Origin of the sequence: Pandoraea faecigallinarum (genome assembly GCF_001029105.3) — a bacterium.
Classification (GTDB): Bacteria; Pseudomonadota; Gammaproteobacteria; order Burkholderiales; family Burkholderiaceae; genus Pandoraea; species Pandoraea faecigallinarum.
In genome coordinates this window covers 3,039,435-3,055,624 of the sequence record NZ_CP011807.3, presented here as the reverse complement: position 1 = coordinate 3,055,624, position 16,190 = coordinate 3,039,435, and the positions used below count along the sequence as shown (strand labels likewise).

General features: G+C 62.2%; 16 protein-coding genes. 11 read left to right on the top strand and 5 right to left on the bottom strand.

Annotation, left to right across the window (positions count from 1 at the left end; translation table 11 throughout):
* Positions 1–10: 10 nt before the first annotated feature.
* The 10 genes from infC (at position 11) to AB870_RS13190 (ending at position 11,020) form a co-directional block, all read left to right on the top strand.
* A complete protein-coding gene (infC, locus tag AB870_RS13235; protein WP_072617484.1) occupies positions 11–529 on the top strand; it encodes a translation initiation factor IF-3 in 519 nt (172 codons plus the stop codon).
* Between the two features lie 177 nt (positions 530–706).
* A complete protein-coding gene (gene rpmI / locus AB870_RS13230; protein WP_010806049.1) occupies positions 707–904 on the top strand; it encodes a 50S ribosomal protein L35 in 198 nt (65 codons plus the stop codon).
* 25 nt (positions 905–929) lie between these two features.
* On the top strand, positions 930–1,289 hold the full coding sequence (gene rplT, locus AB870_RS13225) for a 50S ribosomal protein L20 (RefSeq protein ID WP_010806048.1): 360 nt from the start codon (positions 930–932) through the stop codon (positions 1,287–1,289).
* A 138-nt stretch (positions 1,290–1,427) separates the two neighbouring features.
* Positions 1,428–2,441 (top strand): phenylalanine--tRNA ligase subunit alpha, encoded by a 1,014-nt coding sequence (pheS, locus tag AB870_RS13220; RefSeq protein WP_047905070.1) that lies wholly within the window; start codon positions 1,428–1,430, stop codon positions 2,439–2,441.
* An 86-nt stretch (positions 2,442–2,527) separates the two neighbouring features.
* The gene (pheT, locus tag AB870_RS13215; RefSeq protein WP_047905069.1) at positions 2,528–4,966 is read left to right on the top strand and encodes a phenylalanine--tRNA ligase subunit beta; all 2,439 of its coding nucleotides are present in this window, start codon (positions 2,528–2,530) and stop codon (positions 4,964–4,966) included.
* Between the two features lie 62 nt (positions 4,967–5,028).
* Positions 5,029–5,421, top strand: coding sequence for an integration host factor subunit alpha (locus AB870_RS13210; protein ID WP_044456146.1), 393 nt, complete (start codon positions 5,029–5,031; stop codon positions 5,419–5,421).
* A 79-nt stretch (positions 5,422–5,500) separates the two neighbouring features.
* Complete coding sequence (locus tag AB870_RS13205; RefSeq protein ID WP_047905068.1) at positions 5,501–5,893, top strand: MerR family transcriptional regulator; 393 nt, start codon at positions 5,501–5,503, stop codon at positions 5,891–5,893.
* A 342-nt stretch (positions 5,894–6,235) separates the two neighbouring features.
* Positions 6,236–8,506 (top strand): bifunctional diguanylate cyclase/phosphodiesterase, encoded by a 2,271-nt coding sequence (locus AB870_RS13200; protein WP_047905067.1) that lies wholly within the window; start codon positions 6,236–6,238, stop codon positions 8,504–8,506.
* A gap of 464 nt (positions 8,507–8,970) precedes the next feature.
* Positions 8,971–10,554, top strand: coding sequence for a sensor domain-containing diguanylate cyclase (locus AB870_RS13195; protein WP_084663679.1), 1,584 nt, complete (start codon positions 8,971–8,973; stop codon positions 10,552–10,554).
* Positions 10,555–10,738: 184 nt separating this feature from the next.
* Entirely contained in the window at positions 10,739–11,020 is a 282-nt protein-coding gene (locus AB870_RS13190) for a hypothetical protein (RefSeq protein ID WP_053059363.1), read from the top strand.
* Positions 11,021–11,103: 83 nt separating this feature from the next.
* Here the strand turns inward: AB870_RS13190 and AB870_RS13185 are convergent, their stop codons facing one another.
* The 3 genes from AB870_RS13185 to AB870_RS13175 form a co-directional block, all read right to left on the bottom strand.
* Positions 11,104–11,298: a rubredoxin gene (locus tag AB870_RS13185; protein ID WP_039397716.1), complete on the bottom strand. Its 195-nt coding sequence runs from the start codon at positions 11,296–11,298 to the stop codon at positions 11,104–11,106.
* 110 nt (positions 11,299–11,408) lie between these two features.
* The gene (locus tag AB870_RS13180; RefSeq protein ID WP_047905065.1) at positions 11,409–11,735 is read right to left on the bottom strand and encodes a hypothetical protein; all 327 of its coding nucleotides are present in this window, start codon (positions 11,733–11,735) and stop codon (positions 11,409–11,411) included.
* A gap of 397 nt (positions 11,736–12,132) precedes the next feature.
* Complete coding sequence (locus AB870_RS13175; protein ID WP_047905064.1) at positions 12,133–12,450, bottom strand: hypothetical protein; 318 nt, start codon at positions 12,448–12,450, stop codon at positions 12,133–12,135.
* A 325-nt stretch (positions 12,451–12,775) separates the two neighbouring features.
* Here AB870_RS13175 and AB870_RS13170 point away from each other — a divergent pair, with 325 nt between their 5' ends.
* Positions 12,776–13,009, top strand: a complete 234-nt coding sequence (locus tag AB870_RS13170) for a DUF3717 domain-containing protein (protein ID WP_047905063.1) — start codon at positions 12,776–12,778, stop codon at positions 13,007–13,009.
* A 1-nt stretch (position 13,010) separates the two neighbouring features.
* Here AB870_RS13170 and AB870_RS13165 read toward each other — a convergent pair whose 3' ends face one another.
* Complete coding sequence (locus tag AB870_RS13165; protein ID WP_047905062.1) at positions 13,011–15,644, bottom strand: EAL domain-containing protein; 2,634 nt, start codon at positions 15,642–15,644, stop codon at positions 13,011–13,013.
* A 228-nt stretch (positions 15,645–15,872) separates the two neighbouring features.
* The gene (locus AB870_RS13160) at positions 15,873–16,091 is read right to left on the bottom strand and encodes an RNA-binding S4 domain-containing protein (protein WP_047905061.1); all 219 of its coding nucleotides are present in this window, start codon (positions 16,089–16,091) and stop codon (positions 15,873–15,875) included.
* Positions 16,092–16,190: the final 99 nt, after the last annotated feature.

Below are 16,190 nucleotides of genomic sequence, written 5' to 3'. Positions count from 1 at the left end.
GATAAGCAACATCGCTACCGATAAGTCGCATCGCATCAACGGCGAGATTACTGCGCCCGAAGTGCGTCTAAATGGCGTCGACAACGAGCCGCTCGGCATTGTGAAACTGGCAGAAGCTTTCCGTCTGTCCGAAGAGGCTGATGTCGATCTGGTGGAAATTGCACCGACCGCGAATCCGCCGGTTTGCCGTCTGATGGACTACGGCAAATTCAAGTATTCGGAACAGAAGAAAGCGCACGAGAACAAGCTGAAGCAGAAGGTTGTCCAGATCAAGGAAGTCAAATTCCGTCCGGGCACCGACGATGGTGACTACAACGTCAAGCTGCGCAATCTGAAGCGTTTCCTCGAAGACGGCGATAAGACCAAGATCACGCTGCGTTTCCGCGGCCGTGAGATGGCTCACCAGGAAATCGGTGCTCGTATGCTGGAACGTCTGAAGTCCGATCTCGAAGAGTTCGGCCAGCCGGAACAGATGCCGAAGATGGAAGGCCGTCAGATGATCATGGTCATCGCGCCGAAGAAGAAATAATGCCGTGGCGGTGCCGAATGGCGCCGCCGGGCAGTCCGCATTGCCGCCGTGGCCCGTCAGGGGCGCGGCAGTGATACAGGGCGCAGTCCGGCCCTGAAAATAAGTGGTCTCGGGTTCTAAAAGGGGCGCGATTTTGGCGTCACACCTGTGATCATGTTAAAAACCCTGGAGTTTTTCATGCCCAAGATGAAAACCAAGAGCGGTGCCAAGAAGCGCTTTCGCGTGCGTCCTGGCGGTACCGTCAAGCGTGGTCAGGCCTTCAAGCGTCACATTCTGACGAAGAAGACTACCAAGAATAAGCGTCACCTGCGCGGTGCCGTCGGCGTTCATGAGTCTGATCTGAACTCCGTACGCGCAATGCTGCCCTTCGCTTAAACCCCGACTTAGATAGGAGAGAAACATGCCTCGAGTCAAACGTGGGGTCACCGCACGGGCCCGCCATAAGAAAGTCATCGCAGCAGCCAAGGGTTTCCGCGGCCGCCGCAATAACGTCTTCCGCATCGCCAAGCAAGCGGTCATGCGCGCCGGGCAATACGCCTATCGCGATCGCCGTAACAAGAAGCGTGTGTTCCGCGCCTTGTGGATTGCGCGTATCAATGCAGGTGTGCGTCAGCACGGTATGACCTACAGCGTGTTCATCGCTGGTCTGAAGAAGGCCTCGATCGAACTCGACCGCAAGGTGCTGTCCGACATGGCCATCAACGACAAGCCGGCGTTTGCCGCGATTGTCGCTCAGGTGAAAGCCGCCGTCGCAGCCTAAGCTGTAGTTTGCGTATAGCGCGTTTATCGCGCGCCGTTCGCCAAGAGGGGGCTCTCATCGGAGCCCCCTTTTGTTTTTCGCCTGCCTTTTTGCTTGAATTTGCGGCCCTTCGGACCGCCTAACTTGAGTCTGTAGCATATGGATCTGGAACTTATCGTCAGCGAAGCGCAGCGTGCGTTCGCCGCCGCTCCCGACGCCGCCGCGCTGGAAAACGAGAAAGCCCGCTTTCTCGGAAAGACCGGCCAGCTGACCGAGTTGCTCAAGGGCCTCGGCAAGCTCGATCCCGAAGCGCGCAAGACCGAAGGCGCGCGGATCAATGCGGCCAAGCAACAGATCGAAGGCGCCTTGCAGGCGCGACGTCAGGCCATGGCCGATGCGCTGCTCGATGCGCGCCTGTCCGCCGAGGCGATCGATGTCACGTTGCCCGGCCGCGGCCTGGGCGCAGGCAGCCTGCACCCCGTGCTCACCACCTGGGAGCGCGTTGAACAGATTTTCCGCTCCATCGGTTTCGACGTGGCCGACGGCCCCGAAATCGAAACCGATTGGTTCAACTTTACGGCGTTGAACAGCCCGGAGAACCACCCGGCGCGTTCGATGCAGGACACTTTCTACGTCGAAGGCAACGACGACGCCGGCAAGCCTTTGCTGCTGCGCACGCACACTAGCCCAATGCAGGTGCGTTACGCCCGCATGAACAAGCCGCCGATCAAGGTGATCGCGCCGGGCCGTACGTATCGCGTCGACTCCGATGCTACCCATTCGCCGATGTTCCATCAGGTCGAAGGTCTCTGGATTGCCGAAGACATCAGCTTTGCCGATCTGAAGGGCGTGTACACCGACTTCCTGCGCAAGTTCTTCGAGCGCGACGACATTCAGGTGCGTTTCCGCCCGTCGTACTTCCCGTTCACCGAGCCGTCCGCCGAGATCGACATGCAGTTCGAGACCGGCAAGAACGCCGGCAAGTGGCTGGAAATCTCGGGCTCGGGTCAGGTGCATCCCACGGTGATCCGTAATATGGGGCTCGACCCCGAGCGCTACATCGGCTTTGCCTTCGGCTCGGGGCTGGAGCGTCTGACGATGCTGCGCTACGGCGTTCAGGATTTGCGCCTGTTCTATGAGAACGACCTGCGCTTCCTGCGCCAATTCATGTAATCGATGCCGGTAGTTCCTGGCTGGCGCGCAAAGCCGCTGCCGCTGGGCCCCCGGAAGTGAAGACTTAACTGCGAGCGAACTGATCCATGCAATTCTCTGAATCGTGGCTGCGTACCTTGGTCGACCCGGATTTGTCGACGGACGCGTTGGCGCATGCCCTGACGATGTCCGGGCTGGAAGTCGAGGAAACCGACCCGGTCGCCCCGCCGTTTACCGGTGTGGTTGTGGCCAAGGTGCTCGAAGTCGTCCGTCACCCGGACGCCGACCGTCTGAATGTCTGCCAGGTCGACGCCGGCACGGGCGAGACGCTCACCATCGTGTGTGGCGCGCCGAACGTGGCGCCCGGCATCAAGGTGCCGTGCGCCACGGTGGGCGCGGCACTGCCGCCGGCGGAGGCGGGCGGTGCACCGTTCCAGATCAAGATTGGCAAGCTGCGCGGCGTTCAAAGCTTCGGCATGCTGTGCTCGGCGCGTGAACTCAAGCTCTCGGACGACCACGCCGGTCTGATGATCCTGCCGGAAGACGCACCGGTGGGCATGAACATTCGCGAGTATCTCGATCTCGACGATACGGTGTTCGTCGTCAAGCTCACGCCGAACAAGGCGGACTGCCTGTCGCTGCTCGGCGTCGCGCGTGAAGTCGCGGCCATTACCGGTGCACCGCTCAAGGATCTGCCGGGGCAGGGCGCCCAGCCCGCCACCATCGCCGACACGCTGCCGGTGCGTATCAGCTCGCCGGAGGGGTGTGGACGCTTCGGTGGTCGCATCATTCGTAATGTGAACGCCGCAGCGCCGTCGCCGCGCTGGATGGTGGAGCGCCTCGAGCGTGCCGGTCAACGCAGTATCTCGGCGCTCGTCGACATCACCAACTACGTGATGCTCGAATTGGGCCAGCCCTTGCACGTCTACGATCTGAACCGTCTGCAAGGCGGCATCGACGTGCGTTTCGCCCGTGCCGGGGAGACACTCAAGCTGCTCAACGAGCAGACCGTGACGCTCGACGAAAGCACGCTCGCCATCACGGACGCGAGCGGTCCGATCGGTCTCGCCGGCATTATGGGCGGCGACTCGACGAAGGCGGGACTCGAGACGCAGAACATCTTCCTGGAAGGTGCATTCTTCTTCCCGCAGGCGGTCCAGGGCCGGGCACGCAAGTACAACTTCACGAGCGACGCATCGCATCGCTTCGAGCGTGGCGTCGATTTCGCCGCAAACGTACGCGCCCTCGAGCGCGCCACGCAACTGGTCCTCGAGATTTGCGGCGGACAGGCCGGTCCGCTGGAAGACCTGGTCGCGAAGCTACCTGAGCGTCAGCCGGTGAAGATGCGTGTGACGCGGGCCGTCAAGATTTTGGGCGTGCCGGTTTCCGAGCAGGAAATGAGCGCCATCTTTACGCGTCTCGGTCTGCCGTTCACGCTCAACGATGGCGTGTTCGAAGTGACGCCGCCGTCCTACCGCTTCGATATCGAGATCGAAGAGGACCTGATTGAAGAAATCGCGCGCATTTACGGTTTCGATCGCATTCCGGCCAATCCGCCGGTGGCGGCGAGCGAAATGCGTCCGACGCACGAAGGCCGCCGCTCGCAACACGCGGTGCGCCACGCCGTGGCGGCGCGTGACTATCACGAGACGGTCGGTTTCAGCTTCGTCGACGTGGAATGGGAAACGGACTTTGCCGGCAACGACAATCCGATAAAGTTGCTGAACCCGATCGCGAGTCATCTCGCCGTGATGCGCTCGACGCTCATCGGCAGCCTGATCGCGACCACGCGTTACAACCTGAATCGCAAGGCCTCGCGCGTTCGTGTGTTCGAAATCGGTCGCACGTATCGCCGTGACAATACGGTGGCGTCGGGCGAGCTGAGTGTGGGCGGCTATCGTCAGCCGGTGACCGTCGCTGCGCTGGCGTATGGTCCGGTGCTCGAAGAGCAGTGGGGCGCGGCTGCGCGTCAGGTCGACTTCTTCGATGTGAAGGGCGATCTGGAAGCGTTGCTGGCGCCGCGCACGGCGCGCTTCGTGAAGGCGGAGCATCCGGCGTTGCACCCGGGACGCAGTGCGGCGATCGAAATCGATGGCAAGCGTGTGGGCTTCATCGGCGAACTGCATCCGCGTTGGCAGCAGAAGTACGATCTGCCGCAGGCACCGGTGTTGTTTGAGATTGAAGCCGAAGCACTGTTCGGCCGTGACGTCGCGAGCTACGAGGACATTTCCAAGTTCCCGCCAGTCACGCGCGACATCGCGCTGGTGGTCGATCAGTCGCAGCCGGTGCAAGTGTTGCTCGATGCGATGCTTGCCGCGCGCGACGACGATCCGGCATGCAGCGTGGTGCAATCGGTGCGCCTGTTCGACGAGTTCCGGCCCAAGGCTGGCGCCACGTCGGGCTCCCTGGGAGCGCAGGACAAAAGCGTGGCGTTTCGTGTTACTCTGCAAGACCCCTCGGGTACGTTGCAGGACGAGACGGTCCAGGGCGCCATTAACGCACTGGTACAACGGGTAGAAGGGTTTGGTGCACGCTTGCGCGCCTAACGCCCAGTAAAAATCCGGGTGCGAGTGGGTTATCGCACTGTCATCGCCATCGCGTGGGACGTATGAACGAAATGAATCCTGGTGAATTTGAAGCCATGCTCGCGGCACAGCGCATTGCGCTGGGTCGCAGCGAAGTGAACGAGGTCTCGACCGAGGCGCCGACGCTGACCAAGGCCGAACTGGCGGAGTTGCTGTTCGAGCACGTTGGCCTGAACAAGCGTGAAGCGAAGGACATGGTCGAAGCGTTTTTCGAATCGATTCGCGACGCTCTCGAGTCCGGCGACAGTGTCAAGCTGTCGGGCTTCGGTAACTTCCAGTTGCGCGACAAGCCGCAACGGCCGGGGCGGAATCCGAAGACCGGTGAAGCCATTCCGATCGCTGCGCGTCGCGTCGTTACCTTCCACGCCAGCCAAAAGCTCAAGTCGATGGTCGAGTCTGGCGTACTGAGCAAGTAATTCCCGGCCGCCGCATTCTGTGGCGGCCGTTGGTTTTTCGTCCGCAATTTAACCGTCGTCCCATTCCGCTAACGCCGCGATGGATCACGTTGCCTTGCCGCCGATTCCCGCCAAGCGTTACTTCACCATCGGTGAAGTGAGCGAGCTATGTGGTGTCAAGCCGCATGTGCTGCGCTATTGGGAGCAAGAATTCACGCAATTGCGCCCGGTCAAGCGGCGGGGCAACCGGCGGTACTACCAACACCACGAAGTCCTGCTGATCCGGCGTATCCGGGAACTGCTCTACGAGCAGGGCTTTACCATCAATGGCGCCCGTAATCGGCTGGAGGCCGACACACCGCGCGGTGCCCGGGCCTCCGGCGCGACCGCTCAGCCGGGCGACGCCATGTCCGGCGAACCGGGCGACGGGGCGCTCGACGTGGGCGACCTGCGTCGCCGCCTCGAATCCATCATCGATCTCCTCAAGTCCTGAACGGGAAGCGCCCGTGGTGCGTCCCGTGGTCTTTTGCATGCCATTCCTCACGGATTTCGCCTGTGCCCACGGACCTCGGGATTTTCCTAATGCGGGGGTGGCCGAAACTTCCGTAATCCGAGATATGGCACGCCGAGAGGCGGGATCGCGCGCGCCCGGCACGATGAAGTTCGTACATCCCGGGATTGAGCCGACGTCGGACGACTTCCGGGGGCGCGGGGATTGCCTTACACTTGCCGGAAACCATGACGTCCGTCAGTGACGTCTCCTGGATCCTCTTGACAGACGGGCCAATACCGACCTTATCGCGCGGGGGCGCGAGGGCTGAAAGGATCTCGACCTATGGCGGAACCGAGCATGACGGGAGTGCGGCGCGGACGTTGGGCGACCTCCTATCGCTCCATCGTCGCAATCCTGATTTTCGGTCTCCTGATTCTGGTCCTCCTCTGGACGGCCGTGCTCTGGCGCATCTCCATCGAGTACAAGGCAATTCTTCGCGACACGGCGGCATCGGCATCGACTGTCTCCACCGCGCTGGAACAACAGACCCTGCGCGCCATTCGCCAGGTCGATCAGATCACCCGTTTCGTGAAGTACGAGTACGAGCGAAGCCGCGGTGACTTTGATCTGAGGCAGACGCTGGCCCAGGGAATCGTTGCCGAGCGCTTCATGGTGCTTGTGAGCATTGCAGACGCCAAAGGCAACGTCATTGCCGCGACGATGCCTGGCGGCTCGGGAGTGAGCATCGCGGACCGCGAACATTTTCGCGTTCATCTGGACCACGAGAGCGACGGCCTGTACATCAGTCACCCGGTCTTCGGCCGCGTGTCGCGCAAATGGGTGCTCCAGTTCAGCCGGCGTCTGAACAATCCCGACGGCACCTTCGCCGGCGTGGTCGTGGTGTCCCAGGAACCGAGCTACTTCACTTCCGATTTCTATACGAATGCCGTGCTCGGGCAGTACGGCCAGATCGCCGTCATTGCGGACGACGGGGCGTTGCTCGCGCGCAGCACCGGCGCCAGCGTTGCCATCACCGGCACGGGTGAATTGCCGCCGTTCACGGACGAGCAACGTAGCTCCGGTTTGCAGCGCGATCCGATCGACGGCGTCGAGCGTGTGGTCGCGTATCGTCATTTGCGGGACTATCCGCTTGCTGTGCAGGTGGGATTGTCGCTGGACGAGGAGCTATCCGAGTATCGGCATGTGGAGCGCGTCTATCTGACGATGGCGACCTTCATCTCGGTCGCGCTGGTGGTGTTTTTCGCGCTCATCGCGTACCTGATGCAACGCCTGATCGGCCGGGATCAACAACTCACGCGACTGATCTCCTTCGACGCGCTGACGGGGCTGCCCAATCGCTACGCCCTCATGGAGTCGCTGCGCCGCGCGCTGGCGAACCCGGATCGACTTGGCAAAGTCGCGTTGTTGCACATCGATCTGGACAACTTCAAGAGCGTGAACGACACGCTCGGTCATACGCAGGGCGACGAGATCATCCGCCAGGTCTCAGAGCGGTTCATTCCGCGCATGCCGGCCAGCGCGATGCTCGCCCGGTTTGCCGGCGACGAATTCATGGTTCTGCTCGAAGGCGATGGAGCACCCGAGCAGGCCGAACCGTTGGGCGAGACGCTGCTTGCGGCCCTCAAGGCGCCGATGGTGGCCGACGGTACGTCGTTCGCTTTGCATGCCAGCATTGGCGTGACGTTCTGGACGAAGCCGGAGGAGACCGAAGCCGATCTCATCAAAAAGGCGGATCTGGCAATGTACTCGGCGAAGGAGGCGGGCAAGAGTGTCGTGCGCGTCTACACGCAGCAAATGACGCATCAGGCGCATCAGCTTGTCGTCTGGGAACGAGAGATGGAGCAGGCGCTGGCCAACGGAGAGTTTTTCCTCGCGTATCAACCTATCATCTCGCTCGGCCGCGATTGCGTGTGCGGCATGGAGGCGCTGATTCGCTGGCGTCATCCCGAGCGGGGCGTGCTGAGCGCGGGCGAATTCATTCCGCTGGCCGAGACCACCGGTCAGATCGTGGCCATTGGCGAGTTCGCGTTGACCCAGGCGTGCCGTCAGCTGGTCGCCTGGCGCGATACGCCGATGGGTTCGCTGCGTCTGGCGGTGAACGTGTCGTCGGTGCAGTTCTGGCGCGGAGACATTGGCGAACTCGTCGAGCGACTGGTCAAGGCATATGCCATCGAGCCGCATCGGCTCGAACTGGAAATCACCGAATCGGTGATGGTCAAGAATCCGGCTCTCGTCGAAATGAAGATCGAACAATTCAAGCGCGCCGGATTGCGCATTGCGCTCGACGATTTCGGCACCGGATACTCATCGTTGTCCTATCTGACGCGTTTTCCCGTCGACACACTGAAAGTGGATCGCTCGTTTGTCGAATCGATTCCCGATTCGTCGCGTTCGTGTCTCATGATTTCCAACATTGTGAATATTGCGCGCTCGCTGGGCATCGATCTGATTGTCGAAGGCGTAGAGAACGACCGTCAGCTGGATTGGCTGCGGCATTTCGTACCCCTCAGTGCGCAGGGCTATTTATTTTCCCGTCCGGTGGAAATCGAACAACTGGATTCGCTAATTGCCCGATTTGGCATTTGCCGATAAAAAAGATGCAAATGATAAACATCAAATCGGCCTAGTTAATACGTTAAATAGAAATTGAGCGTCTATCGATTATTTGATGGTTTTCATGCGGCGGCACCGTCGGAGTACTATAGAATCACCTGGTTCTCGGGAACGATGAAAACCGTATGAACGGATGCTCGTTGGATCTCACCCGGCACCAGATCGGGGTAGGGGCGACAGGCTGTCAACAGCCTGCCATTGTCGGGGTGGACAATGGCGTGGCGACAGGGATCCGAAGGCGCGGGGCGCGACAGGCCGGGGATCGGAAACGAGGGATAGTGTTCGACGCGCAGACCGGAATTGGCGGGAATTCGCCGGCACGACGAATGCCGGTCGCGACCAGAAGTTCTGTCCGGGGAAGTGACAGAAACGCGACTTGAACGACGCGGATACTTCGCCAACGTAATAAGTGAAAAATAATAGAACGAGCGTTTGATTTTCGGATGAGGATAAGGCATTGGCTTTATGCCGCCTGTGTCTCGGCCGGCGTGCTGGTCGCCTGCTGGGTTGCCGCCGACCGCACGGCCACGTCACTGGTTGGAGACAAGCTTGCGCAGAGTGTCGAGGCCGGGCAGACCGTGGCCGATCGCGTGGCCGACGGCATGGTTCACGCCATCAACACGGACCTGTCCATGGTCCGTGCGATTCCCTCGACGCTGGCCGAAGTGGACTTGCTGCGTGACGTCCTGCCGGACGCCGCTGCCCGATCCGCGGGGGCGGAAGTCACGCAGCGAGCCAACGAATTCCTGCGCGGCGCACAAGGCTACTTCGGTGTGGACCGGGTATGGGTGATCGACGCGCGGGGCGTTTGCGTGGCGGCGAGCAACTACCGCGACACGCCGTCGCCCGTCGGTCAGTCCGTGGCCGACATGCCGTACGTCACTCATGCGTTGCTCGGCGAGCGCTTCGAGAGCTATGCCGCCGGTTGGGAGCAGCAGGCGCCCGGCCTCTACTTCAGCGCACCCATGTACCGCGACGGCGCCCTGATCGGCGTGGTGATGACCAAGATCGGACTCACACGTCTGCGTCATTGGGTCGGCAGCGGCGAGTCGTTCATTACCGATGGCAATGGCGTGGTCATCATGGCCAACGATCCGCGCTTCGAGAATCGCTTCATGCTCGACGGCAAGCTCGGATCGCTCTCCGATGCCGAACGTCTCGCGCTGTATCAGCGGCACGATTTCGCGCGCATGCCGATCTCGCAATTCAAGCGTGCGCCGGGGCGCTCCAATGCCTGGGTGCCGCAGGAGCTGCTCGACCGGATGACGGAGTTCAGCGATCTTCACAAGCCGTTCGTGATCGCGTCGCGCCCCAGTTCGAGCAACGATCTGGTTGTCTATGCCGTGGAGAATGTCGACGCGTGGGACGCGCTCACCCGCCAGCATGCCAAGGATCTGGCGCTGTGCTTCTTGCTGTATCTCGGTGGTGTGGTGATCGTGGCGCTTGCCGGCTGGACGTATTGGCGTGAGCGCGCGCAGCACCGGGAGGTACGTCAGTCGAACGAGGAACTGCGCGCGGCGAACAACCAGTTGGCGTTCGAAGCAAGCTACGATGAACTCACGGGCAGTCTCACCCGCCGCTACTTCTTCCATCGCTTCGATCAACTGCTCGAAGCCGCCCAGCGCAAGAACGAGCCGATGAGCCTGATCGTGGCCGACCTCGATCACTTCAAGTCGATCAACGATACGTACGGGCATGCCATCGGCGATCAGGTGCTGTGCCGCTTTGTACTCGTCTGCTCGTCGACGCTGCGGGGCGACGATCTGATCGGCCGTATCGGCGGCGAAGAGTTTGCGATTCTGCTGCCAGGAGCAAGCGAGCGCGATGCCCTGCGCGTGGCGGACCGGATTCGCGAGCGTTGCAAACGCGAATCGCTCGAAGGCAGCGAGCCGCCGCTGCGTTTCTCGGCGAGCTTCGGTATTACGGAGTGGCAGGACACGGATTCGCCGATGAACATGGTCGAGCGTGCCGACATGGCGCTGTATCGCGCCAAGCGCGCGGGGCGCGACCGCTGCTGGGTCTTCTGAGGGCGGCGCAGGATTTCGCCGCCGTTACCAATGTCACGTTTGGTAACCAAAGAGCGCATCCCTTCACCGCATTTCGCGTGAACTTCCATGTCTAACGGACCAAGCAGGTGAGGCAGCATGCGCCGCGTCGGACGCGTCGTTCGGCGCCTCGCCGATTCGAACGGTTCGTGCGGGAGACCTCATCGTGAAACGCATTCTGATGCTGGCGGGCGGCGCAGCCGTCGCCATGTCGCTGGCAGGCTGTGTGGCAGTGCCTTATGGTGCGCCTGCGTACGGCGGCAGCTATTACAACGGATACGACTACGCCCCAGGCTACTACGCGCCGGGCTACGCGGTGGCGCCTGCACCGGTGGTGACGTTCGGTGTGTCGGGCGGGTATTACGGCGGGTATTACGGCGGGGGTTACGGCGGGGGTTACGGCCGCGGCTGGCACGGGCGCGGCCGTGGATGGGGCTGGCAGCACTGAGGTCACGCCTGCAATCCGAATCGTTCGCGGCGCGGCCGCTCGTCTATCCCATGGCGATCCCCGGTCATGGCCGGGGCCTCGCCTCAAAACTCCGATAACGCGAAATCTTCCTTGGAAACATCGCATTCCGGGCAGCGCCAATCGGCGGGAACGTCCGCCCAACGGGTGCCGGGCGCGAGGCCATCGTCCGGTGCGCCTTCGGCTTCGTTATAAATCCAGCCGCAAATCAGGCAGATCCAGCTTTTGAATTCGGTCGGGGTGTCCAGCGTGGTGGTCATGATGTCGGTTCAAAGGGAAAACTTGAGCGACCCGCATTGTAAGGCACGCGCACGACACCGTCCCGCTTACGAGCTGTGAGGCGCGCCGGCGACGGCCGGCGCGGCAGGCATCACCAGTGGATCTGGTTCAGGAAGATCGGCGCCATCTGAGCCAGGGAATTGAGCAAGGACATGGCGGTGTCGCGGTGCGAGACCTCTTTCCACAACCGGCTCTCCTTGACCACACGATCGCGGTCGTCGGACGTCTTCACGTCGGGCTCGCGCAACCGGTTGATCAGATCGATGACAGACGCGCGGTCAACGGTATCCGTGACCGAGTGGCGCGCAAGCAGTTCGTCCAGATGGACGCGCTCCGCTTCTGTCACTGGCGTGCCGGTTGCGTCGTTTTGGGAATTGGTGGACGAGGGGCTGACGGACGGCTTGTCGGACTGGGTCATACGAGACATTCTCCTTCGCGAGGTGTCGCATGACTCCATCATAGGCCGATTCCCCGACACTGCGAACCCTGGCGTGCACGCGGTGCCGGACAGGGGCGAGGCCAATCGCCCCCCGGTCGCGCGCCATCCGGGGTGCCTTGTTTTCGTCGTCCTGGGTGGCCGCGTACGATATCAACGCCGGAACGATTCCGCACAGAAGCGAGGCAAAACGTCAAGCGCAATAAATTTTTCGCATCTTGATGCTGAAACGGGCAATCCTCTTGACAGCCTGTAACGGCGGGCATTTTGACGGGGTGCTGCCGGGTTATCCAGTGGGTTATCCACAGAACCTGTGGGTAACTCATGGGGGCGATGCGAGTCCGGTTCGATGTCGGCGCCGTGACTCGCATGTGGCGCGTTATCGAAGCAGTGGACGCAGCATGAGCAGCGCAAAGAAGAGGGCGACGCCCACGGGCAGCAATCCCGTAAAAAACGCGGGCCATGGTGCGCGGCCACGACGGCGTGCGCCGAACGACGAAATCAGTCCCGCACAAAGACACAGCACGCCGACACCCCACGTGGGGTTCGGGCTCTTGAGCACCCACGCCGCTGCCGCCAGCAGGCCGATCCATGCGAGCGGGATGGCGCCCGGCGGCGGAGGGGTGACATCGACGGCGGCCGGTTTGGCGTCTTGCCGGTTGGCGGTGTTCCGAGACTCTGGGGTTTTGGCGGACATTACGATTCTTCAAAAGACGATGTGCGCGAGGCCTCCCGGTGGGAGTGGCACGCGAAAGCCGCAGCATAGCAAACGTGGTGGCCCGTCGCTCACGACGTCACGTCGTGCAGGACCAGGCCCAAGGCCGCCGGGGAGACGCGACAGCGGGCGGGCGGCGCTCGAATCTTTCCCGCGTGAAGTGTTGCAGTTCCGAAACGTGCGCCCGAGAATGGACCGAAGCAGGCGCAAGGCGCAGCCAAATGTCATGCCTTCACGAGGCGTTCTCCGATTCCCCGAATACTGTATATAATTACAGTAATTCACTCCACGGCGAGACAGACATTCCATGAAAGCCAATTACTCCATCGCCGACATCGAACAGGCGATCAACTACTGGACCCGTCATCAGGCCGCCGACAGCAACCTGTCGCTGTGTCCGTCGGCGCGTGCGTTGGCGAACGTCTATGGCGAGATGATCTACCGTCGCGAGACGAGCGTGGCGGCCGACGCCCTCAACGGCGAGCAAAGCCAGGCCATCGAAACGGCGCTGCATCAGTTGGAACTGGGACTGGCGCCGTGATTCAGGAGCGAATGGGCCGGGGCGTCTGGCGACGCGCGGACCACTGGTCGAGCCAGCGCTCCAGATCGCCGCTCGAAAGTGCCGCAGAGAACAGATACCCTTGCGCGACCCGATAACCCTGTGCCAGCAGCAAATCGCGCTGCGCTTCGTCTTCCACGCCTTCGGCCACGACGGTGAGGTGCAGGTTGCGACCAATGCTGATGATCGCGCTGGTCAGCGCGCGTACCGTTTCGTCGCGCGTGATGTCATGCACGAAGCTGCGGTCGAGCTTCAGTTCGCAGACCGGTAGACGCCGCAAATATCCCAGGCTCGAATACCCGGTGCCGAAATCGTCCATCGACAGGCGCACGCCCATGTTGTGGACTTCTTCGATGATGCGCAGCGTGCTCGGGTTGTGATCCATCAACACGCTTTCCGTGATCTCGATTGCCAGACACGACGGCGGCAATTCGTGATCGGCCAACGCTTCGGCAATGATGTGAGGCAGGTCGTGATCGTGGAAGTTGGTCGGCGAGAGATTGACGGACACATTGCCGATGCCCACGCCGCGCCTGCGCCAGTCAGCCAGCTGACGGCACGACTCGCGCAACGTCCACGCCCCCAGTTCCCCGATCAGCCCGCACTCCTCGGCGAGCGCGATGAAGCGCGACGGCGGTACGTCGCCGTACTGCGGATGTCGCCAGCGGGCGAGCGCTTCCGCGCCGTACATCGAATCGTCCAGCAAATTGATTTGCGGCTGATAGAACAATTGAAGTTTGCCAAGACGCAGGGCGTCGCGCAGTGCGGTTTCGAGTTCGAGCCGCTCCTGCGCGTGGATGTTCATGTCTTCGTTGTAGAAACGCACGCTGCCCGGGCTCGTCATCTTCGCCTGATACATCGCCATATCGGCGTGTTGCAGCAGAATGTCGAACTCCCGGCCGTGATTGGGAAACAGGCTGATGCCGAAACTGCCCGAGGGCACCAGCGTCACGCCATTGATCTGGCAAGGCGCGGTGAGTGCGCTGCGCATGCGTTCGATGGCGATGTCCAGGCGCTCCGGGTCGCACTCGGTGAGTACGGCCACGAACTCGTCGCCCGAGAGTCGCGCAACGATATCCGCGCCTCTGAGCGAGCGGCGCAGGCGCTGGGCAATCGTGCGCAGCAGCACGTCGCCTGCCTGATGGCCGAGCGAGTCGTTGACCTGCTTGAATCGATCCAGATCGATGAAGATGACCGCCATGCGCGTGCCCAATTCGGTTGCACTGGCGATGGCCTGCGCTGCGAGCACGCCGAGCATGCTGCGGTTGGGCAGGCCGGTCAGGCTGTCCGAGAACGCCAACTGACGGATGCGTGTGCGAGACTCGTCGCGCTCGAAGGCGAGCTTGCACAGATGCACGCACACGTCGACCAGCCGCTCGTGAAGCGCGTCCGGGCCGCGCACCGTGCGGTAATAGAACGCGAGCACGCCGAGCACTCGTCCATCGTTGGCGATGATGGGCATTGCCCATGACGCTGCGAGGCCGAACTCGGCCGCCATCTCGCGAAAGCCTGCCCAGCGCGGGTCGTTCGCGATGTCGGTAACGATGACCGGCCGGGCGAGAAATGCCGCCGTGCCGCAGGTGCCCACGTTCGGGCCGATGGCCACGCCATCGACGCTCTGATGATATTGCGCTGGCAAACTCGGCCCCGCCTGCGGGCGCAACTTGCCTTGCGCGTCCACCCGTACCACGGACGCCATCACCTCGGGGGCGATCTGCTCCAGTTCGCGACACACGAGCGTGAGCACCTCAACGAGCGGGGCGTCGCGCACCATCGCGGCCAGCGCTTTGTGTTGCAGCACTTCCTGAATCTTGGACTGCGTGATGTCGGTGAACAGCACCACGGCATTCACGAGCTTGCCGTGCGCATCGAGAATCGGATTCGTGACCACCGAGACCCACAGCGCTTGACGCTGGGCGGTGCGCACGAGCACTTCGCAGTGACAACTGCGGCCGTCGCGTGCGCGGACGAGGCATCCGGAGAGGGCCTGTTTGATATCGACGGCGGCGGCGTCGGCGAATTCGTCGAGCGACGTCTCATCGAATGGCGCATGGGCCGATTTGCCGATCACTTCGCTCGCCGCGTAGCCGAGCATGCGTGTGAAGCCTGCGTTCACGTAGCGCACGCTGCCCTGCGCGTCGGTGATGAGCACGGCGTTGTCCGTCTCGTCCACACCGAGCGAGAGCAGATGCATGCGCGCGTCGTCGGCGGCCTGACGTGCCACGCGTGCCGTCACGTCCACGGCGAACTTGATCACGAAAGCGAGTTGGCCCGCGGCGTCGAACACAGGGTTGTAAGTGGCTTCGAGCCAGACGACGCTGCCGTCGCGCCGGACGCGTTTGACCTGACCGGTATGTGCACGTCCGGTGCCGACGACCTGCGCCAGCGCGTCACCGCACGTGGCGTCCAGCGGATCGCACAGCATGGCATGGCGCTGGCCGATCAGTTCGTCGCGGGTGTAGCCGAAGACGCCGAGAAACTTGTCGTTGACGTCGATGACCGTGCCGTCAGGCGTAAGCGTGAGGGTGCCCAGCGAGCGGTCGAGGGCTTCGAGCAGCGCTTCGCGCCCCGGTGCCGGTGTGGCGCCTGCGGCGGACGGTGAACCGGGCACGACCATCGCAAGGGCCTCCTCGGATGTCCTGCGGACATTGTCGGGTGTGACGGGGACAGACACGCCAAAATCGCTTTCAAGTATAGCGACCTGCGAGGGCAGGCTCACATGGGAGAAACCGGGAGAGCATCGGACGCCGATGCGCTGCCGGGCAGCGGAAACAGACGAAGCGAAAACAGACGAAGCGATGAAGGAAAAGCGGATGTCTGACGGTATTGGCGGCGTTCGCCGCGCTCAAGCGCCTTTGACGCGAATGCGGATGCCGCCTACGGCGACCGTCTGACCCGCGCGGATCTTGCAGGTCTTGCGGGTTTCGAGCTGGCCGTCGACCGTGACGTCGCCGTTGGCCACCAGCACTTTGCCCGCACCGCCCGAGTCGACGACGCCGGTGAGCTTGAGCAGGTCGTTAAGGGCGACGAATTCGCCCGTCAGTTCAAAGGTCAGGTTTTGCATAGTGGGGCGGATACTACGTAAAAAGCCGAGGCGCGTCGACTAACATCGTTCGACCTGGCGCCTTGCTGTGCAACCGGCGCGAGGTCGCAGGTTTCGCGC